Annotated in this window: 13 protein-coding genes and 1 tRNA gene; 9 read left to right on the top strand and 5 right to left on the bottom strand. The window is 47.0% G+C overall.

Going from position 1 to position 20,470, the window contains the following annotated elements; translation table 11 throughout:
- Window positions 1-23: 23 nt before the first annotated feature.
- The gene (locus MIC7113_RS11645) at window positions 24-3,167 is read left to right on the top strand and encodes a GAF domain-containing protein (protein ID WP_015182359.1); all 3,144 of its coding nucleotides are present in this window, start codon (window positions 24-26) and stop codon (window positions 3,165-3,167) included.
- Between the two features lie 52 nt (window positions 3,168-3,219).
- Here the strand turns inward: MIC7113_RS11645 and MIC7113_RS11640 are convergent.
- A tRNA-His gene (locus MIC7113_RS11640) sits at window positions 3,220-3,292 on the bottom strand.
- A 134-nt stretch (window positions 3,293-3,426) separates the two neighbouring features.
- Here MIC7113_RS11640 and MIC7113_RS11635 point away from each other — a divergent pair.
- The 6 genes from MIC7113_RS11635 (at window position 3,427) to MIC7113_RS11610 (ending at window position 10,300) form a co-directional block, all read left to right on the top strand.
- Window positions 3,427-3,807 (top strand): DUF4359 domain-containing protein, encoded by a 381-nt coding sequence (locus MIC7113_RS11635; protein ID WP_041780017.1) that lies wholly within the window; start codon window positions 3,427-3,429, stop codon window positions 3,805-3,807.
- Between the two features lie 227 nt (window positions 3,808-4,034).
- Window positions 4,035-5,408 (top strand): serine/threonine-protein kinase, encoded by a 1,374-nt coding sequence (locus MIC7113_RS11630; protein WP_015182357.1) that lies wholly within the window; start codon window positions 4,035-4,037, stop codon window positions 5,406-5,408.
- 346 nt (window positions 5,409-5,754) lie between these two features.
- Window positions 5,755-6,486 (top strand): manganese catalase family protein, encoded by a 732-nt coding sequence (locus tag MIC7113_RS11625; RefSeq protein ID WP_015182356.1) that lies wholly within the window; start codon window positions 5,755-5,757, stop codon window positions 6,484-6,486.
- A 162-nt stretch (window positions 6,487-6,648) separates the two neighbouring features.
- Entirely contained in the window at window positions 6,649-7,548 is a 900-nt protein-coding gene (locus MIC7113_RS11620) for a sirohydrochlorin chelatase (protein ID WP_226883629.1), read from the top strand.
- Entirely contained in the window at window positions 7,545-8,342 is a 798-nt protein-coding gene (gene cobA / locus MIC7113_RS11615; protein ID WP_015182354.1) for a uroporphyrinogen-III C-methyltransferase, read from the top strand. The genes MIC7113_RS11620 and cobA overlap by 4 nt, the downstream gene beginning before the upstream one ends.
- 170 nt (window positions 8,343-8,512) lie before the next feature.
- Window positions 8,513-10,300 carry a tetratricopeptide repeat protein gene (locus MIC7113_RS11610; protein WP_015182353.1) on the top strand — a complete coding sequence of 596 codons (1,788 nt, stop codon included), beginning with the start codon at window positions 8,513-8,515 and terminating at the stop codon, window positions 10,298-10,300.
- Window positions 10,301-10,730: 430 nt separating this feature from the next.
- Here the strand turns inward: MIC7113_RS11610 and MIC7113_RS11605 are convergent, their stop codons facing one another.
- From MIC7113_RS11605 to pheT, 3 genes are all read right to left on the bottom strand, one after another.
- Window positions 10,731-13,352 (bottom strand): serine/threonine-protein kinase, encoded by a 2,622-nt coding sequence (locus MIC7113_RS11605; RefSeq protein ID WP_015182352.1) that lies wholly within the window; start codon window positions 13,350-13,352, stop codon window positions 10,731-10,733.
- Between the two features lie 156 nt (window positions 13,353-13,508).
- A complete protein-coding gene (locus MIC7113_RS11600; protein ID WP_041780712.1) occupies window positions 13,509-13,778 on the bottom strand; it encodes a YciI family protein in 270 nt (89 codons plus the stop codon).
- A gap of 97 nt (window positions 13,779-13,875) precedes the next feature.
- On the bottom strand, window positions 13,876-16,323 hold the full coding sequence (pheT, locus tag MIC7113_RS11595; protein ID WP_015182350.1) for a phenylalanine--tRNA ligase subunit beta: 2,448 nt from the start codon (window positions 16,321-16,323) through the stop codon (window positions 13,876-13,878).
- A 421-nt stretch (window positions 16,324-16,744) separates the two neighbouring features.
- Here pheT and MIC7113_RS11590 point away from each other — a divergent pair, with 421 nt between their 5' ends.
- A complete protein-coding gene (locus tag MIC7113_RS11590; RefSeq protein ID WP_015182349.1) occupies window positions 16,745-18,373 on the top strand; it encodes a serine/threonine-protein kinase in 1,629 nt (542 codons plus the stop codon).
- A gap of 106 nt (window positions 18,374-18,479) precedes the next feature.
- Here MIC7113_RS11590 and MIC7113_RS11585 read toward each other — a convergent pair whose 3' ends face one another.
- Window positions 18,480-19,778, bottom strand: coding sequence for a molybdopterin molybdotransferase MoeA (locus MIC7113_RS11585; protein ID WP_015182348.1), 1,299 nt, complete (start codon window positions 19,776-19,778; stop codon window positions 18,480-18,482).
- A 134-nt stretch (window positions 19,779-19,912) separates the two neighbouring features.
- Between MIC7113_RS11585 and MIC7113_RS11580 the strand changes: the two genes are divergently transcribed.
- Window positions 19,913-20,446, top strand: coding sequence for an RDD family protein (locus MIC7113_RS11580; RefSeq protein WP_015182347.1), 534 nt, complete (start codon window positions 19,913-19,915; stop codon window positions 20,444-20,446).
- Window positions 20,447-20,470 lie beyond the last annotated feature (24 nt).

Here is a 20,470-nt window from a genome sequence, read left to right as displayed (position 1 = left end):
CCTTGAGGGTTAGGAACAGAGAAATGAACGTCGATCATCTATCTAAGTGGCATGAGTCTCCTCAGAATCATGCCGACCTCAGGCCGATTCAGCCCATGACCTCTACTCAAAAATCGGATCAGACTGAAGACTTTCAAATCCTAAACCTGAAACGAGTGGATTTAGAAGGCATTCTGACGGTCTATGATAGTCTTCCCTGTATTGGTTTCGCGATCAATTCGGCGAAAATCATGCTTGCCGTCAGCCAGTTCGCCGCTGATTATCTTGGTTATGAGGTGATTGAGCTAGCACAACAGCCCATCGGCGACATTTTTTATGGGCAAGATGAAGCCATTTGTCAAGCTCAATTAACGGCAATACAACAACCGCCGCATCAGCTAACTCAATGGGAAACTCGCCTTGTCCGCAAAAATGGCAGCGTGATGTGGGTGAGAGCTAAGGCTAGCTTAGTGCCAAACACCGAAACCGACCCAATCATCACTCTCATTTGTGAAGACATTACCGAGTACAAGCAAGCACAAGAAATAAGGCGGCAGAGTCAGATGCTGTGTAAGGCTTCTTTAGAGGAGAGTTGTCAGCACTCAGAAGAAGCATTGCGACAGCAATTTCTCTGGGAGCAGTTGCTGGGGGCGATCGCACAACGCATTCATCAGTCCTTAAACCTAGACGAAATTCTCAACACCACGGTGGATGAAGTGCGGCAAGTTTTGGCCTGCGATCGCGTGATTATCTTTCGCCTTCATCCCGATGGCAGTGGGGTAATTGTCGTAGAATCGGTGGACTCTGGCTGGAGGCCGATTTCAGGCATCAGCATTAATGACCACCACTTTGCACAAGCCTATATCAAGCTATACAAACAAGGGAGAGTTCAGGCGGTAGAAGATATCTACACCGCAGATTTAACACCCTGTCACCGCGATCTACTCGCTCAGCTTCAGGTGAGGGCGAACTTGGTCGTTCCCATCGTTCACGAAGAGCAATTGTGGGGATTGTTAGTTGCCCAACAGTGCTCCAAACCCCGGATGTGGAAGTCGTTGGAAATTGATTTACTCAGTTCCCTCGCTACCCAAGCCGCGATCGCGATACAGCAATCTGAACTTTACCAGCAAGCCCAAACTGAAATTGCTCAACGCCAACAGGCGGAAGCCTCCCTACAGCAGCAGTTTCAGCGGGAACGCCTAGTCAGTGCGATTTCTGGGCGCATTCGCCAATCGTTAAACCTAGAGGAAATCCTGAATGCGACGGCGGCGGAAGTGCGACAAGTGCTGCAAACGGACCGAGTCGTGATTTTTCAGTTTGAGCCGGATTGGAGTGGAAATGTCGTCGTAGAATCTGTGGCGTCGAGTTGCTTCTCGATTTTGGGCAGAAACATTTATGACCCTTGTTTTAAGCAATCTTATATCGTGCCTTACCAACAGGGTCGGGTCAAGGCGATCGAGGATATCTACAACGCCAATATAGACCCGTGTCATATTAATTTACTCACTCAGTTGCAGGTGCGAGCTAACCTCGTTGTGCCCATTCTACAGAGTGAACAAACTCTTCAGAATCAAACTTTCCCTTACCCAGAGGGGGATAGGGGGGAGCCTTCCAGCCAAAATCGATTGTGGGGATTGCTGATTGCTCATCACTGCACAGAACCCCGGACATGGGGGCAATGGGAGATGGACTTGCTCACGTCCTTAGCCTCCCAAGTTGCGATCGCCATCCAGCAAAGCCAACTTTATGAACAAGCTCAGTATCAGCGTCAACGGGAACAAGCTCTCAATCAACTCACTCAGGCCGTCCGTCGTTCTTTAGACTTACAAACTATTTTTTCTACCGCTACCTGTGAGATTGAGAAACTCCTAGAAGTAGACTGTGCTCAAATCGTACAATACTTACCCGAACAAAAGCTGTGGGTCAGTGTTGCTGAATCTTGCAAGGGCGTATGTACTTCAGCGTGTCAAAGTCTGGAAATTTCCGATCAAAATAATCCGATCGCTGACCGACTCAAGCGATTAGAAGTTGTTCGGATTGACGATACTCATCTTTGGCAAGACGAGGTCTATAACGCTTGTATTCAGGGACTTCCAGGTTCTTGGTTACTGGTACCGTTGCATTTTGGTGACTCCATGTGGGGGGCACTGGCACTGGTGATGAATACTGAATCCTACCATTGGCAAGATTCGCAGGTGGAATTAATTTGTAAGGTAGCAGACCAGTTAGCGATCGCCCTACAACAAGCGGAACTCTACAAGCAAAGTTGTACGGCAATGGCACAAGCTCAATCACAAGCTCAACAACTAGAACAAACCTTGATTGAACTTCGCAAAACCCAAGCGCAACTGGTGCAGAGTGAAAAAATGTCCAGTCTTGGACAACTAGTAGCAGGCGTTGCTCATGAAATCAACAACCCCGTGAGCTTCATCTATGGCAATCTCATGCACGCCACTGACTATACCCAAGACATTTTGGGTTTAGTACAGCTCTATCAACAGTACTATCCCCATCCCATGCCGGAAATTGAGGGGGAAATTGCCGCGATTGACTTGGATTTTCTGCTGGAAGACTTACCTAAACTTCTCAGTTCCATGAAGGTTGGTGCTGAGCGGATTTGTGAAATTGTGGCAGCGCTGCGGAATTTCTCCCGCTTTGCCGAAGCAGAAATGAAACCCGTCGATCTGCATGACGGCGTCGATAGTACCCTGATGATTCTGCAAAATCGCTTGAAGGCTTCCGGAGGGCATCCTGAAATTAAAGTGATTAAAGAATATGGCAACTTGCCACTCGTCGAGTGTTATGCAGGACAGCTTAACCAAGTGTTTATGAATTTACTCAGCAACGCGATCGATGCTATTGATGAGCAAAACCAAACGCTAACGCCGGAACAAATCAACGCCAATCCCAGCTATATCAGAGTCTGTACAGAACTGTGCAACGACAATGAGGTCGCCATTCACATTGCCGATAACGGCCCAGGAATCAGTGAGGAAGTCAAAGCCAGACTATTCGACCCCTTCTTTACGACCAAACCCGTGGGAACAGGTACAGGGTTGGGGTTGTCGATTAGTTATCAGATTGTGGTGGAAAAACACGGGGGTAAACTACATTTCTATAGCCAGTTGGGTCAAGGGACTGAGTTTGTGATTCAGATTCCCATCCAACAAACCCTTAAAAAGCCCTAAGCTTCTTGGCGTAGGCTCAGAAGCATACTCATCACTTTTTCTGTAAAATCAGGGCGAACGATGGGACTCGAACCCACGAATGGTGGTACCACAAACCACTGCCTTAACCACTTGGCTACGCTCGCCATTGCATTGCCTAGTATAGCATCTAGATTGGTTGTCGATCTAGTGTTTTTCATAAAGTTCTTTTTTTCTTGTCCCACCAGGAACTCCTATGTCAAAAGATGTAGTCATAGTGAATAGATGGTTCTCTAGTAACATGAAGTTTTTACAGGTCGTTGCAGCAATGGCTGGAGTCGCTCTCGTCGGGCTGGGAGTGTCGATGGCACTGACGAATCCCAGTAAGGATACCTATGAGGAGTATGCGGTTGAGACACTCAGCACCTATCTCAAAGACGAAGCCTGTATGCAAGTCCCCAGTGTCTTCGGGAACGCCCTCCGCAGTCAATGTAAATCGCTGGTTGACACGGCACGCCCCCAAATCGAGGAAATTATTACCCAATCGACACAGCAGTATAACTTTATTTTTTTTAGCGTTTATCGCACTAATTTAGAGATTGGCTCCTTCTTACCCGCTTATCAATTTGACACTTTGGGAGTATTTCAAAACTTTTACATCTATCGGGCGGAGGAGAAGTAATACTAGGTTTAGGGGAATTGGAAGTTAGGAATTGGGCATTGGGACGTACTCGAAAAGCACCCAGCCCCCAATAAGCTGTTACGCATGTAATTTGCTTGTTGAGGCGGCGGGGGAGCAGGGGAGAGGATTTGAACTCTTTTATCCTGTGTTTAGAATGTGCAAGTTAAATGCTCTTTAGCTTACCAGTGTCCCCGCTGATTAACCACTAATCTCTGACAACATTAGCCATGACTTATTGTGTCACTCCTGGATGCCTCTCTCCTCAAAATCCAGATTCAGCTCGATATTGTCTCAGTTGTGGCTCTAAATTATGGCTCAAAGAGCGATATCGCTCAATAAAACCGATTGGTTCTGGTGGATTTGGCAGAACCTTTTTAGCGGTGGATGAGGATATTCCCTCTAAACCTCACTGTGTGATTAAGCAACTCTACATACATAATCCAAGCAGTTTGGTTGCGAAAAAAGCTACGGAACTTTTCCAGCAAGAAGCCGTGCGATTAGATGAACTGGGTAAACATCCCCAAATTCCTACTCTTTGGGCACACTTTGAACAAAATCGACAACTTTATCTGGTACAAGAGTTAATTAATGGACAAACAATTAAGCAAGAATTAGATATTAAAGGGGCTTACAACGAAGCTCAAATTTGGGAGTTATTGCAAGATTTGTTGCCAGTTTTACAATATATCCATAGCCATAAAGTCATTCATCGCGATATCAAGCCCGCTAACATTATCCGTCGTCGCGAGGATAAAAAGTTAGTGTTAATTGATTTTGGAGTGGCTAAGCTTCTTTCTGATACAGCACTCTGGCAAACGGGCACAATTACGGGCACTCCCGAATACATGCCCCCCGAACAGATTAAGGGAAAAGTCTTTCCGGCAAGTGATCTCTATAGTTTAGGTGTGACTTGCATTCACTTATTAACGGAAGTTCCGCCTCTGGATTTGTTTGATTCAATTAATGGCTGTTGGGTGTGGCGTGATTTTTTGCTTCCGGAAAAGCGAGTGAGCGATCGCCTCAGTAAAATCCTGGAGCAATTATTGCAAAATACCATTAAAGATCGCTTTCAATCTACGGATGCTGTTTTGCAAGCTCTGAAGTTAACGCCCCAAACAAACTACACGTCTAGCCGTAGGATTAATGGTCATACTTTAGTTTCAGAAATTGGTATTGACTACACTCCCTTGCAAAATTTGTTAAGCCGAAATAAATGGAAAGAAGCAGACCAACAAACTTGGACTCTTCTGTGTCAAGCGTTAGGCAAGCGACTGGGTTATTATCTAAGCAGTGGTGATATTGAAAAATTACCCTGTGAGGATTTATGGATTATTGACCAGCTTTGGGTCAAGTATAGTAACAGGCGTTTTGGCTTAAGTATCCAGAAGTATATCTATGAAGATGTAGGAAAAGATTATCCCAGTTTTTGCGATCGCGTGGGTTGGCCAATCCACAATCCACCTAATCTGGACGCCTCATTAAAATTCAATCAGAGAGCACCGATGGGACATTTGCCCTCCCGTCGATGGATTGGTGGCTACTCTTGGTGGAATCACGCTAGTGTTTTAGCCGAGAAACTTGAACAATGTGGCATTACTTAGCTTTTATATAGTCTTTCGTCGCTCGTTATTACTCAGAGTCTAAACGTTATATCTATTACCCATTACCCAGATTCCAGTTCAACCAAGATTGTAACAACTAAAAATATCATTCTTTAGTTATAGAGTTCAATTTGCTAACTCTATCTGATGATGCAGGTTAGGGCGATAGCCTTAACTTAAGCTGGAAAAGTGAAATTTGGGTTGAATAGCTAATTACGGATAAAACCGTAATTACTGTTTAATTTTCAGAACCCTTAAAAAGGTTAAGGATTCATTGCAAAACTCTTGTTAATCACCAATTTGCAATCGCTCGTTTTCTCAGCACAACAAAGGAGATTTACACATCATGTTTTTTCACAAAAAACTAATCATGCATCCGGTCAAAGTCGATGCGCCCAATCCTCAGTTTGCCCAACTACTTTTAGAACAGTTTGGTGGAGCAACGGGTGAACTTACAGCCGCATTGCAATACTGGGTGCAGTCGTTTCATTGTGAAAACGCCGGTATTCGGGATATGCTCCAAGATATTGCCATAGAAGAGTTTAGCCATTTGGAGGTAGTTGGCAGACTCATCGAAAATCACACCAAAAATACAGACCAAACTGATATCTATAAGAGTACCTTGTTTGCCATTCGAGGCATTGGCCCCCACTTTTTAGACTCTCAAGGTAATGCTTGGACTGCTAATTACATCAACGAAGGGGGTGATGTTGTACGTGACTTGCGCTCTGATATTGCCGCTGAAGCAGGAGCACGTCAGACTTACGAAGAATTGATTAAAATGGCACCGGATAAAGGTACCAAAGATACTCTCGTTTTTCTCCTAACCCGTGAGATTTCTCATACCCAAATGTTTATGAAAGCATTGGAGTCGCTGAATAAACTCACTGACCCCTTCTTTGGCAATATTCAGCCGGATGAAACCGTCAATCTTTACTTCAACTTGTCCAGCGATGGTCAAGGAGAATCGATTGCACCAACCAATAATGGTTCAGATGAACGTGGCCCCTGGAATTCGGAGCCGACCTTTAAGTATATTGCCAATCCCCAAGAGCAGATGAAGCAACACGCTAATTAATAGCGACCTCTCCCCATAACATTGGGAAAAGTCAGGGAATTCATACTTCCCTGACTTTATTTTTATTTCAGGGTTTGGCTCAATTTAGAAGTATTTGATACAGAATTATTAATAATAGTGCTTACAATTGTACGAGGTAAATTAAAAATTTTAAACATAGCATTGCCATTATCATCGGCTTATCTCTTAATCTCTCACGGTAGTCGCGATCCACGTCCCCATCAGGCTATGGCAAGACTGGCGGAGCGGGTACGCTCTCAATTGGAAAAGAGGGGCTGGGGACAAGGAGCAATCAACTACAGGTGTTCACTGAACTCCCCCATCTCCCAGCCTCTAGCCCCTGATCAAGAGTTATTACCCAGCAATCGCGCTGGGTATTTCCAGGCGAATCGTGTCTTACAACGAGCACAAGCGAAGCCAGCGACGCCAACAGTGGTAAGCCGTAAGTGTCACTATCCTCTCGTAGGGACAGCGACCTTGGAACTGGCTGATACTGCATTACACGAGCAAATTCGGCAATTTGCCAGTACGGCTGTTGCAGGGGGTTGCAACCAGATCCAGTTATTGCCGTTATTTCTGCTACCAGGAGTGCATGTGAGGGAGGATATCCCCGCAGAAGTGGCGCTGGCACAGCGAGATTTAGGTGAAGCGGTGGCACTCAATCTGAGGCCTCATGTTGGTGCTCATCCGGGTTTAGGAAGACTGCTGGCTAGCCAATGGTCAGGGGTAGACATGGACGGTAAGATTTTGTTATCTCATGGGAGCCGACGGGTGGGTGGGAATCAGCCAGTGGAGGCTGTGGCGCAGGAATTGGAATCAGTGGCGGCTTACTGGTCAGTGCCGCCAACGCTGGAGGAGCAGATTCAAGTTTTGGTGGCAAGGGGTCACAAGCGAATTGGGATTTTGCCTTACTTTCTTTTTTCAGGGGGAATTACGGATGCGATCGCACAAAAGCTTGATATTCTACAGACCGAGTTTCCTACCGTCAAACTAACTTTGGGTAAGCCGATTGGCACAAGTGATATATTGGCAAATTTGATTGTGGATTTGATTGAGCCATGAACCACAGAGTCACAGAGGGTGAAGGGAACAGAGTTTTGGGTAAGGTTTATCTAGTGGGTGCAGGGCCAGGAGACCCTGGGTTGATGACGCTGAAAGGGAAGGGATTGTTGGAGTGTGCGGATGTGGTGATTTATGACGCCCTTGTCAGTCCCCAAATTTTAGCGATGATTAATCCCCAAGCTGAAAAAATTGATGCGGGGAAGCGCAAGGGGCGTCATTCTAAGTTTCAGGAGGAGACCACGCAGCTATTAATTGAAAAGGCGCAGTCCAACGCAGTGGTAGTGCGACTCAAGGGGGGTGACCCATTTGTATTCGGGCGCGGCGGCGAGGAGATGGAAGATTTGTTACAGGCGGGGGTGTCGGTGGAAGTGGTGCCTGGGGTAACTTCAGGAATTGCTGCCCCAGCGTATGCCGGCATTCCTTTAACCCATCGTGCTTATAGTTCCTCCGTAACCTTTGTCACAGGTCACGAGTCGGCAGGAAAGTATCGACCCAAAGTGAATTGGAGTGCGATCGCCCACGGATCAGAAACGATTGTGATTTATATGGGAGTTCACAATTTACCCTACATCGTTAGCGAACTCCGGGAGGCGGGATTGAGTGACCAGACGTCAGTGGCACTCATTCGGTGGGGAACGCGACCCGATCAGGAAGAATTATTTGGCAGCTTGGGAACGATTGTCGCCCAAGTGGAGGAGACTCAATTTGAAGCGCCTGCGATCGCTGTGATTGGGGATGTCGTTGAGTTACATCATGTTTTATCAGCGGTAGTACAGCCTAAAATCCAAAATTAAGCAAAATTCCGTCAAAAAAACCACAAAAGCCTCCTCTAAAGGAGGCTTCTACCTTGAATTTAGTATGTTTAAAGTGTATGACAGCAACCCTTGAGCGGGTCACCTGAGATTCTAGCCCGATCGATTTCTCTCGTACAATCGCTTAAGTAGGGGCGGGGGCTAAGGGAGTTATGATCAATCAGGTTTTAAATAATCGTTATCGCATCGTTAGAGTTTTAGGCTCAGGGACTTCGGGACTCATCTATCTGGCGGCAGATATTCACCATCCCGATTTTCCCGTTTGTGTAGTTAGACAGTTAAAGCTGCCCAAGAAAAACTCGCTTGCCTTTACCCGTCTGCAATTTTTAATCGAGCGGAAGCCAGATGTGTTGGATCGATTGGCACAAAATCATCCGTCTTCCGACATATTAGATTATTTTGTGGAAGACCAAAAGTTCTATTTGGTGGAAGAATATGTTCCGGGTCATCCCTTAAACTCACAAACTGAATCCAGTTCTCTGCAATCAGAAGACCAAGGGGTTGTCCGGTTACAAGAAATGTTCAAAATGTTGGGTTCGACCAATACGCCGACACCGACACGGTCGCCGATACCCACATCTCCCCCAGAAGCACATAATAAAGGAATTGACAGTGTACAGCCGCCTCCCCCGCCTCCCCCTCCTCCTCATCCTCAGAAACCTCGGTTTCGCAAACTCCTGTGGCTGATTCTGGCAGCGGGAGCCTTTCTAGGGCTTGTTGCGGGATTTCTGGTATTGCTTCAAAGTCAAAATCAGACCAATGCCAAATCTTATTACAACCAGGGGGTTGAAAAGCTGAAAAAAGAGGATCGTCGAGGAGCGATTCAGGATTTTGACCAAGCTATTCGGCTTAATCCTAACAACCCCTTAGCCTATGGCAACCGGGGCAATGCTCACTATGATTTAGGCGATTACAAAGCGGCAATTGAAGATTACAGCCAGATGATTCGCCTTGAACCGAATAAAGCAGGTGCTTATTATAATCGGGGGCTTGCCCGTTACGATTTGCAAGATTGGCAAGGCGCAATTGAGGATTTTGACCAGTTAATTCGACTACAGCCGAATGATGCCGAGGCTTACTATAAACGGGGTATTACTTACTTTGAACTGAAAAATTATCGAGCGGCGATTGAAGACCTCAATCAGGTGATTCGACTCAATCCCAACGAGGCTAAAGCTTATGTTTCCAGGGGTCTAGCGCGTTCTGAGGCTGGTGATCAACGGGAGGCGATGGAGGACTATACCAAAGCACTGGAATTAGAACCGAAGAATGCTAAGGCTTACTATAGCAGGGGTAGAGCCAGATTTCTCTTGGGAGATTATGGAGGAGCGGTGGAGGATTACACCCAAGCCATTGAATTAGAACCGAAGAATGCGGCAGCTTATACCAATCGCTGTAGTGCTAGGTTAAATTTAAGTGCTCATCAGGATGCGATCGTTGATTGTACCCAAGCCATTGCCCTTAATCCCAATAAGGACGAACCTTATAATAATCGATGTATTGCTTACTTTAATCTGAAAGATTATCAAAACGCCCTTCAAGATTGCTCTCAAGCCATTCGGTTCAATCCGAATAACGACACAGCTTATAGTAATCGAGGAGATATTCGCCGCAATTTAGGAGATAAGCAAGGCGCGTTAGAAGATTACACCCAAGCCATTCGGCTGAATTCTAATAATAGTATTGCTTATAGTAATCGAGCGGATGCTCGTCGGGATTTGGGCGATCAGCAAGGTGCGATCGCCGATTACACCGATGCAATTCGGCTGAATCCCAAAAATGCTTTTGCTTACTATGGTCGAGGCTTAACCCATCTGGCGGTAGGGAATAAATCGGAAGCGATCACCGATTTTCAGGAAGCCTCCAGACTGTTTTTAAATAATGGTCGGATTGGTGGCTATAACGATGCTCAGTTCCAGCTCAAAAAACTTCAAGGATAGTTTCAACTTAATTTTAGGCATCGGGGAGTTCCCCTGCTGTTTTTGATCTATCTCGTTTGAACGCAACTTGGGATGAAGACTAGCGCCACTGCCTCACCTTGGCGCTGAGATGGCTGGCTTTTGTACAACTGAAAACGTTAGGGTTTTATTCAACTCACCAGATTGTGCAGATAGATAGAGCGCAAACGTGATTGTGATGGATAACAGTATCTTTTCAAGCATCGCCAATTTCTCCAAAAGCAGCTAAATTACGACTCAACTGCTCGTATCCTAAATATCTACGATTTATCCTGAATGACGGGTGATCAAAGGCTTTGAAAATGGGTGACGATTATCGTTGAGTTAAGTGATAGCTGTCATAGACGCTCTCGTTTTTACCCATAAATGGGAGATTGGAAGATTGGGATAAATTCTGATCATGTTTCTTTGATCATTCTTCAGCCTGAGCCTTTTTAGGCATTGTGGAGTCTTCAGCATCGTCTTGAGGTGTAACCACGTCAGACCATATCCGTGTTGAATCCTGCACGTCTTGAGGAGTCTCCGCTTCCGACCATATCCGTGTTGAATCCTGCACCTCTTGGGGTGTATCCGCTTCTGCTTCCGACCATATATGTGTTGAATCCTGCACCTCTTGGGGTGTATCCGCTTCTGCTTCCGACCATATATGTGTTGAATCAGGAGGATTGTGCAAGGGAGTATCCTTTGAGGAGTCAGAATGAGTACGCCGTTTATCCTGTACCTTAGAACTGTTAGAGAAATCTGGAGGCAACGCTGCAATTAAGGGTTTTAGTGCTTCTAATACCTCTGTTGCAGACTGATAGCGAGTACGAAAATTGTAACGAACCATTTTCTTAATAATTGCTGCCAATTTAGGGCTAACAGTTGCTTTATCTTCCCAGATGACTTCTCCGGTTATAGGACTAGAGGGCAAGTGAGCGGGATGGGTTACAGTTAAGGCTTGAATGGCAATCATGCCTAAGGCATAAATATCACTATTGTATTTTGGATTACCTGCCGCTTGTTCGTTAGGCATATAACCTTTCGTGCCAATTCCTATCGTTAATTCCGTTTGCTGTTCACCCTCCGTTAGTTGAATATTGAGTTCTTTAACAGCACCAAAATCAATCAGAACTAACTTTCCATCAGATTGCCGTCGGATAATGTTATCGGGTTTAATATCTCGGTGAATGACCCCATGAGAATGAATAAATTTCAAAACCATTAAAAGCTCTTGCACAATATCAATCACTTTGGCTTCAGAAAGCGGCACCAGTAGCGGCAACTCATGGGTAAGAGGGCGACCAACAACCAATTCTTGGACTAAACAAAATTCTTCACCCTCTTCAAAATGAGCAAGGAGTTGAGGGATTTGGTTATGTTGACCCAGTTTTTCTAAAATTTCAGCTTCTTTGATAAATAACCGTCGTGCGAGTTCCCACATTTTGGGATTATTACTAGCTGGTCTAAGTACCTTAACAACGCACCGAGGATTACCAGGTCGTTGGGTATCTTCTGCAATAATGGTTTCACCAAAGCCTCCTGAACCGAGTTTTTCGATGGTTTTGTAGCGCCCACCTAAAAGAGTATTCATCATTTCTAGTTCCCTCTCTTCCAAGAGTCCTTCAAATTCGTCCGTCTGAGAAATCATTTCCCGAACGATGGGTGAGGAAGAGTATTGCTTGATGGTGCGACGAATTTTGAGTTGCTTGAAATAATCCCGAATTGAGCCAAGGGTGCCGTAAGAGAGAGACGATAGGGCGATCGCTAATACTGGAACGGTGGTGGGTAAAATGACACGACTATAAACGAACAAGGCATAACTGATTCCCCCCCAAGCGAATACCGCCCCTGCGGCTAATCCGAGGCGCACTGGCAGGTTCTTGATTCTGGTGATTAAAAAGCCCGCCCCAACAATCCCGATGAAGACGAAAAGCCCTCTTTGGGCGGGATTAGGCATGGCTTCCGCAATGGAGCGTCCCTGTAGTAAGGTGGCGATCGCATGGGCATGGAGTTCCACTCCACTCATCCGTTGGGGATACAACAAGCTTTCGGAAAAAGGTGTGGGGTGAAAGTCTTGTAGTAAAGTTGCTGTTGGCCCAATTAAGACAATCTTGTCTTTGAAATACTGTCCCTGTTGGAGATAGCTATTCCAGTTACTAGGATCGAGGACATTCCAGAAGGGAATAATCTCGAAGCTATTAGCGGAACCATAGAAGAAAATTGTGTCGCCCTTCGGTTGAGGGTAAGAGAGTCCAGCCGCTTGTAAAATTGCCTCATCAAACGAGGGAACTGTGGCAACAATTTCAGCAAAAGCTTTAGCCAGTTCGGGGTCTGAATATTGTTGCCCTAAAAGTTTAGGAAACTCCTTACCGTGACGATGAATTCTGCCATTAGGCTCAATAAAGTAGTTAATGGAGCCAACAGACATCGGTTTCGTTTCTAGGAAAGTACCGGGCTGAATGAGTTTAGTCGAATCACCGGGTCGAGTTTCATCTTCTTCGTAACTGGCGGCTAGGGTGACTTGACCTGCATACTTTTGCAGTACCCGTTGCAATGCGGCATCATCTGCCTCACCGTAACTGCTGGGGAGATCCAAAACAATATCCAACGCGACAGTTTTGGCTCCAGCCGCCATGAGTCGCTCAATGGCAATGGCATAGGCTTCTCGTTTCCAAGGCCAATTTTTAATCGTCTCCAAGTTAGCTGCGCTTTTAGGATCGACCTGATACGAATTCTTCCATTGAGTCATGGAGTCATCATCGATCGCTAAAATCACAATGTTTTTTGGGGCTGGGACTGCACCTCGGAGTTGGAAGAACAATGTCTGGGCTTGTCGTTCCATCGATTGCACCAGACTCCCATTCAGAGCCGTTGCGATCGCCCCTGAGAGCGCCCAGACCCCAACCAACAGGTGACCCAACCCATTGGTCTTAATCCAGCGCTCAAACCCTGCGGACGTTGAAGTCCCGGTCTTTGTCTGATGCTTTGTCCGCTGAGTTGGAGCAGAGGTTGGGTTAGGTTTCCAGAATTTCCACTTGGGAGCGCTCGACATTTTTATACAGCCAACTGATGATACTGGGCACTTTTCTACAGTTTGACTTATGTTCAGCGATCGTCAAGGCTAATCCGGAATGGTGAGTTTTTTAACCTTAATGAAAATAACGGATTGAAAGAATATATTTTTTATCTTTCGACCCATTCATAGCCCTTAAAAAGCTTGAATCCATTCTTTGATTTCGTATTCAGTCCAAATACCATTTTGCCAGTAAGGGTCAGACTCAACTAACTGACGTACTGTGGCTTCATCCTCTGCTTCATAGATCCCAAATACTTTAGTTACATCCTTCGTCGGGCCAATTGTAATCAAGACTCCCGATTCTTTTTGCTTCGCCAAACGATCCAGATGAGCTTGTCGGTAAGGGGCACGCTTTTCTAAAACGTCCTCGCAATAGCTTCCCCACATTATGTATTTAGGCATAGTTACTAATGGGTAATTGGTAATTGGTAATGGGTAATTGGTAATTGGTAATTGAGTATGAGCCAAAAACCAACCACCAAGAACCAATAACAACTTTTTAAACTCTGAGGGTGACGCCGAATTTTTCAACAAGTGATTCTCGCACTTTTTGATGGAGTGATTCCACCTCTTCAGCAACGAGGGTGCGATCGCCTGCACGATAGACTAGCCGAAACGCTAAACTTCGCTGTCCCTTAGGCACCGATTCCCCGCGATACTCATCAAACACTTGCACCGACTCTAATAACGGTTTACCCGCGTTGAGCGTTGTGCGTTCGATGTCTGCCACCGAGACTTTCTCCGCGACGAAGAAGGCAATATCTCGGTCAGAGGCTGGGAATGTGGGATAAGGCTTGAATCGCGGTGTCAGGCTTGCTTCCTGAGCTAAAGCATCCAACAAGACATCTAAGTCCAGTTCAAAGGCGTAGATGCTATCTGGCAAGCCATATTCTGATCGCAACTGGGGATGCAACTGCCCAAATCTCCCCAAGCTTTCTCCCTGAAGCCACAAGGAAGCCGTGCGTCCTGGATGAAAGCGATTATCTTGCCGATTGGGTTGATACTCAATTTTCAAAGCTAAGCGCTCAAATACGCTTTCTAGCACCCCCTTCGCCTCATACCAGCTCATGGGGGACTCCTGTCCTCCTTGAACCCAGCGCCCTTGGGTGGGGTCGCCGCCCAAAATCCCAGCGACGGCGTCGGCTTCTTGGAAACCTTCCTCTTCCCGCCAGAAGACTCGACCGATCTCAAAGCCATTGAGGACACCGTTACCCTGCTCCCAGTTGTACTGACAGGCATCAATCAGCCCAGACAGTAAATCGGTGCGTAGGGCAGAATATTCGGTAAACAGCGGATTAGCCAGATTAATTTGCTTGTCTTTTGTTGGCTTGACCAATGAATATTGCACTAATTCTGTCAATCCTGCCGCCCGGAAGGCTTCTCGCAGTTGCCGCATTAACTGCTGTTCCAGGGAGAGATAACCCGCTTCCGTCTTATCCGGCAGTTCCTCACAGAAGTTGTTGTAACCGTAGAGACGAGCCACTTCCTCAATCAGGTCAATTTCCCGCTCCAAATCCCGATAGCGGTAAGGGGGTACGGTGACAGTCCATTGAAGGGATTCCTCGTCTTTGCCCCGCTGCAATTGACAGCCGAGGGCGGTGAGGATACGTTCAACATCCTCTGGCATAATTTCGCCAATCTCGTCTTCCAGTTCCACCGGACCTAAAATCTGATTGATGCGGTCAAGACGTAACTCAATTGAGCGTGTCCAAGTGGCGGGATCGGGTCGTGTGTCGGCAACAGATTGTGACGTGAGGGTGCCGCTAGCTAACTCAGTCAGCAAAGCGATCGCTCTTTTTGTGGCAATCCCTAACTCGGCTTGATTCACCCCCCGCTCGAAGCGAGTAGAAGCCTCGGTGCGTAAACCAAGGCTACGAGCCGAGCGGCGAATTGCCACCGACTCAAATAGCGCCGCTTCTAAAACGATATTCTGAGTGCCCTCGTAAACTTCCGTTTCCTCACCCCCCATCACTCCAGCGAGGGCAACGGGTTTATCGTTTGCGGTAATTAACAACGTTTGGGGTTGGAGGGTTCGGGTTTGACCATCCAGGGTTTTCAGTGATTCTCCCTGAGTGGCGAGGCGAACACCGATGGTGAGGGAATTGTTGCCAGTAACGGCTAAAAGGCGATCGCGGTCAAAGGCATGTAGCGGCTGACCCCATTCCAACAAAACATAGTTGGTCACATCTACCACATTGTTAATCGGTCGCACCCCAGCCGCTTGTAAACGCCGTTGCAACCAATCTGGGGAAGGTTCAATTTTGACCCCTTCGATCACCGTACCCATGTAGGCAGGACAGGCACCAGGCTCAGAAATTTTCAAATGCAAGCCTTTTGCCCCAGATGGGAGCGAAAGTTCAGGCGCTTGTGGCAGCTTTAGTACCGCTCCCGTCAATGCCGCCACTTCTCGCGCCACCCCAACCATACTCAAGGCGTCAGCCCGATTCGCGGTTGCCGTCAGATCGAGAATCACATCTTCCAAGTGCAGCAAAGGACGCACATCACTCCCTAACTGGAGGTTTTCCTCTTCAAAGATGTGAATGCCCTCGGCTTGTTTTTCTAAGCCGACTTCCGCTAGGGAACAAATCATGCCTTCTGAACGAACGCCTCGTAGTTTTGAGGCGCGAATTTTCAGGTCGATCGCGGGTAGGTAAGTGCCACTGGTGGCTACCGGAACATAAGCCTCCGCCCGGACATTAGCCGCGCCACAGACAATATTCAACGGTCCATTGGGATCTCCAATATCCACTTGACAGACCCTCAGCTTATCTGCATTAGGATGGGGCTGTACGTCGAGTACCTTCCCCACCACAACACCATCCGCTAATTTTCGCAGGTCTTCGATGTCTTCTACCTCAAACCCTGCAAATGTCAGGGTTTCGGCTAACTCTTCGGGTGCCAGGGTCACGTCCACCAGTTCCCGAAGCCAATTCAAAGAAATACGCATTGACTCCTAGTTTTTACCTACCGTAGATGTGATTATTTTACAAACAAGACGGTGAGGGGTAACCAAAGATGAGAGGTGAAGATGTCTACAATCAATCTTCTTCTCCCCATTCCCCAATCTTCCCTTCCCCACTGCTATTTACTCTTGCCACCGTTTATGGAAGCTTCAAATAGAATGGATATAACTTTAGCAACTCTTTACAGAAAATCGGGGGATTAGACGTAATCTTGCGTCACATACGCCCAAGTCTAGATGAAAAGTAGGATATCCTGGTTTTAAATCAGATTTCATTCAAAGGCTTGTCAAAGCGAGGGTGCATTCGGCGGTGCGTTTCCCATAAAAGTCAATAAGTAAATAAAGCCGGGTGCTTCAATCATAAGGTTTCGTCCCAGCACGGACAACGCCCCATCGGTGACGCTGAATGAGCTACTGCTTAAATCCTGCCTGTCCTCAGCCTAAAAATCCAATCCACGTCGAGACCTGTCAGGCGTGTGGTTCCCACTTGTTGTTGCGAGATCGCTATCGCGTCCAAAAAGCCTTGGGTCAAGGTGGATTTGGAGCCACATTTTTAGCCCAAGATGAATCTCTGCCTGGAGATCCCTGTTGTGTGATCAAACAACTGCGTCCAGCCTCAACGGGTGCTCATCTGATCCCTATGGCACGAGAGTTGTTTGAACGAGAAGCCAGAACTCTGGGAAAGATTGGCAATCATCCTCAAGTTCCAAGACTGTTGGATTATTTTGAAGACAACCAACAGTTTTACTTAGTGCAAGAATACATCAGTGGCTCGACTTTACAGCAAGAAATCAGGCGCTCCGGCCCGCTGAGCGAAGCTGGAGTCAAGCACTTCTTGAGTGAAATCCTGCCCCTGCTGCAATACATTCACAGCCAGCAGGTGATTCACCGAGACATTAAACCGGCGAACATCATTCGTCGTGACCAAGACGGTAGATTGGTTTTAATTGACTTTGGGGCTGTAAAAAACCAAGTGAATCCAGTCACCACCAACGCCTCAGACCAGACCGCCTTGACCAATTTTGCGATCGGGACTCCAGGCTTTGCCCCCCCAGAACAGATGGCATTACGCCCAGTGTATGCCAGTGACATTTATGCCGTGGGTGTGACTTGCATTTATTTGTTGACGGGGAAATCTCCCAAAGACTTAGACTATAATCCGTCAACCGGCGAAATGGTCTGGCAGAAGTATGTTCAAGTCACCGCTCATTTTGCGGAAGTCTTGAAAAAAATGCTGGAGGCTTCGGTTCGTCATCGCTATCAGTGTGCTACGGACATTATGAGAGCGCTTGACCTAGAGCCTTATCTCGATAGTTTGACCCAGGGTTTAGCCACTCAACCGAATAGTCCACCCGGTTCAAACAAAGGCTTAAACAGCCAATCCTTCTACTCTGGGGACTTAACTGACAAGAGTTCCCCTTCGAGTCCTTCAACGGCTACCTCAAAGCTGGCAATGGCGATTCGCGCACGACGTGCCCGCAAAGAACAAAGTGGTGGTGGCTACACCGCAGGGAGTCAGCGCACTCAGAGTGGGCCTAGCCAACGCGGTTCCGCCAATTTGCTCAAAAGTGATGGTTTTACCACCGGAAAGCCAAAAGTTCCAATCAAGTTAGATGCCAATGGTTTGTTAACCGCTTACATGAAAGGTCGGAGAGATTTCGCTTCTCAGGATTTGAGCGGACTCGATCTTCATAAAGTTGACTTATCTGGGGGAATTTTCCATCAGGCGAAGTTAGCAAAAACGAATTTCCAAGGAGCTGATTTATCAAATGCTGACTTTGGTCGAGCCAGTTTAAATCGGTCGAACTTGCGAGATGCAAATTTAGGTCGGGCTTACTTGAGCTATGCCGATTTGGAAGGAGCGGATTTGAGGGGGGCAGATCTCAGCTATGCCTATCTCAATCATGCAAATCTCAAAGGAGCCAATCTATGTGGCGCTAATCTCTCCAATGCCAAAATCAGTGAAGAACAACTGACGCAGGCCAAGACGAATTGGGCAACCGTGTTACCCAGTGGTAAGCGAGGTTTTTGGTAATTATGAAGTAGGTAATGGGTAATGGGTAATAGGGAAAGCATTTTACCGACTATCAGTGATCGATTAACCATTACCAACGAGTAGAACTTGTATGCGCGACAGCTTACTAACTACTAGCCCTGCCCAGGAGTGAACCAACTGATAAAACTTGCACGGATTCACCCGCCGCAATTAAGGTTTCACCGACTGGTACAACGGCCAGTCCCGTTGTTTGCGCTAAGTTAATCAGATTTCCAGAACTGTGGCTACCACCTACCAGATGAAATTCGTATACACCATTCGTGTCTAACTGCAAACGCCCCCAGAGATAAGTTTCCCGGCGACCATCAGAATGGAGGTCATGATGTGATCGCGCCTGCACAAATATGGGTTGCCAAGTCTCTTGAGGTAAACCCGAAAGCTTCCAAAGGGCGGGTTGCACAAATCGCCAACAACTGACCAAGGCTGAAACAGGATTTCCCGGTAGACCAAAATATAGCACCGAACGTGTTGATCTCCCTTTTTCAAGAGGGGAAACTGAGGATGGTAAAAAGGTAGCAACCGTGAGAGGTTTACCGGGTTTGACGGCAACGGAACGAATGTGAATTTCTGCACCCAACTCAGCTAGGATGCGATCGACATAATCATAATCTCCCACCGAGACACCACCGGTCGAAAGCACGATGTCGGCTGTTGTGATGGCTTGACTTATTGCTTTTTTGAGTGCTTCTGGTTCATCGCGAACAATGCCCAGCGGTACAGGAATTCCACCTGCTAGGGCGACAAATGCAGCGAGGGCATATTGATTCGAGTCTACAATTTGACCCGGTTGCAGGGGTTGGTCTGGAGTGACTAACTCATTGCCTGTGGACAAAATTGCCACACGAGGGCGTCGATAGACCGAAAGTGTAGTACATTGCGCTGCGGCTAGTACAGCGATTTCTGGGGCATTCAGCTTGATTCCGGGTTGGAGGAGAGGGGTTCCCGCCTGATAGAACGATGCCCGATGACGCACAAAAGCTTGGGGTTTGGGTGCCTCTAAGATGAATACACGGGTTCCCTCTCGCCTCGTTCGCTCTTGCATTACCACCGTATCCGCACCCTTGGGCATACAAGCACCGGTAAAGATGCGAGAGGCTTGCCCTGGTTGAACTGTGTGTTGAGGTTCTATCCCAGCCGGAATTTCTTCAATGATTTCCAAAACAGCAGGTTGCTCTGCATGACAGGATTTTGCATCGGCATGGCGCACAGCATACCCATCCATTGCAGAATTATCCCAGTGGGGAAAATCTAATTGACTCGTCACTGGGGAAGCTAGAATCCGATCGGTAGCCGCTGATAACTCAACTATCTCAGCATCTAGCTTTGGGTCAAACGGTTGCACTAAACCGAGAATGATAGACTCCGCTTCTTTCGCTGGCAGCATTGCCATCAACCCCGATGTGACTACAGTTGTCAGTGTAGTTGAACTCGGCACACAGTTGAAGACAATCAAGTCCAATGAGAATCTTAGGGTCAAGCTAAGATTGAAATACCCAGTCCCGTACTCGGTCATATCTCATGAGTCTTGAACCCGTTCACACCCGCTTTCCCAAGGTGCCGATTGAGCGACGGGCTGCTGCCTTTTTTATCGATTTTGTCGGGGTTTGGCTAGTCAGCTCACTCCTGGGATTCAATGTGTTCGTTCAGATCGTCGTTTTTATGTTATCATGGACGGCTCTACGGGTGGTATTGGTATCCAGTAATCAGGGTCAGAGTCTAGGGCGTTGGGCTTTAGACATGAAGGTTTTGGATGCTAAATACAGCAAGATTCCTGGGCTATTGACCTTAGCTAAACGAGAAGGCATTCTTGGGTTCTGTGCCCTCTTAGCCATGCTGGGTCTTAATATTGGTCTAGCGAACGGCATCTCCATGTTGCTGTTGATATTTCCCTTAGCGGCAGATTGCTGTAGCGCCTTGGCTGATGAGGAAGCGCAGCAAGCTTTCCATGATCGCATGGCGAAAACCATTGTGATACAAACTCGTCGAGGATTTTCCCTCGACCTCCGTCTCAAAAAAATATTTGCTCAAGTGAGACGGCGCGTGCAAAAATAGAAATTTGTGTGTAATTTCAACTAA

Source organism: Allocoleopsis franciscana PCC 7113 (assembly GCF_000317515.1).
Lineage (GTDB): Bacteria > Cyanobacteriota > Cyanobacteriia > Cyanobacteriales > Coleofasciculaceae > Allocoleopsis > Allocoleopsis franciscana.
This window is presented reverse-complemented; position numbering and strand designations above follow the sequence as displayed.

What these genes read in the sequence shown, in the direction of transcription:
- MIC7113_RS11645 (WP_015182359.1), top strand. Translation starts at nt 24, where the DNA reads ATGAACGTCGATCATCTATCTAAGTGGCATGAGTCTCCTCAGAATCAT.
- MIC7113_RS11635 (WP_041780017.1), top strand. Translation starts at nt 3,427, where the DNA reads ATGAAGTTTTTACAGGTCGTTGCAGCAATGGCTGGAGTCGCTCTCGTC.
- MIC7113_RS11630 (WP_015182357.1), top strand. Translation starts at nt 4,035, where the DNA reads ATGACTTATTGTGTCACTCCTGGATGCCTCTCTCCTCAAAATCCAGAT.
- MIC7113_RS11625 (WP_015182356.1), top strand. Translation starts at nt 5,755, where the DNA reads ATGTTTTTTCACAAAAAACTAATCATGCATCCGGTCAAAGTCGATGCG.
- cobA (WP_015182354.1), top strand. Translation starts at nt 7,545, where the DNA reads ATGAACCACAGAGTCACAGAGGGTGAAGGGAACAGAGTTTTGGGTAAG.
- MIC7113_RS11610 (WP_015182353.1), top strand. Translation starts at nt 8,513, where the DNA reads ATGATCAATCAGGTTTTAAATAATCGTTATCGCATCGTTAGAGTTTTA.
- MIC7113_RS11605 (WP_015182352.1), bottom strand. Translation starts at nt 13,352, where the DNA reads ATGTCGAGCGCTCCCAAGTGGAAATTCTGGAAACCTAACCCAACCTCT.
- MIC7113_RS11600 (WP_041780712.1), bottom strand. Translation starts at nt 13,778, where the DNA reads ATGCCTAAATACATAATGTGGGGAAGCTATTGCGAGGACGTTTTAGAA.
- pheT (WP_015182350.1), bottom strand. Translation starts at nt 16,323, where the DNA reads ATGCGTATTTCTTTGAATTGGCTTCGGGAACTGGTGGACGTGACCCTG.
- MIC7113_RS11590 (WP_015182349.1), top strand. Translation starts at nt 16,745, where the DNA reads ATGAGCTACTGCTTAAATCCTGCCTGTCCTCAGCCTAAAAATCCAATC.
- MIC7113_RS11585 (WP_015182348.1), bottom strand. Translation starts at nt 19,778, where the DNA reads ATGCTGCCAGCGAAAGAAGCGGAGTCTATCATTCTCGGTTTAGTGCAA.
- MIC7113_RS11580 (WP_015182347.1), top strand. Translation starts at nt 19,913, where the DNA reads ATGAGTCTTGAACCCGTTCACACCCGCTTTCCCAAGGTGCCGATTGAG.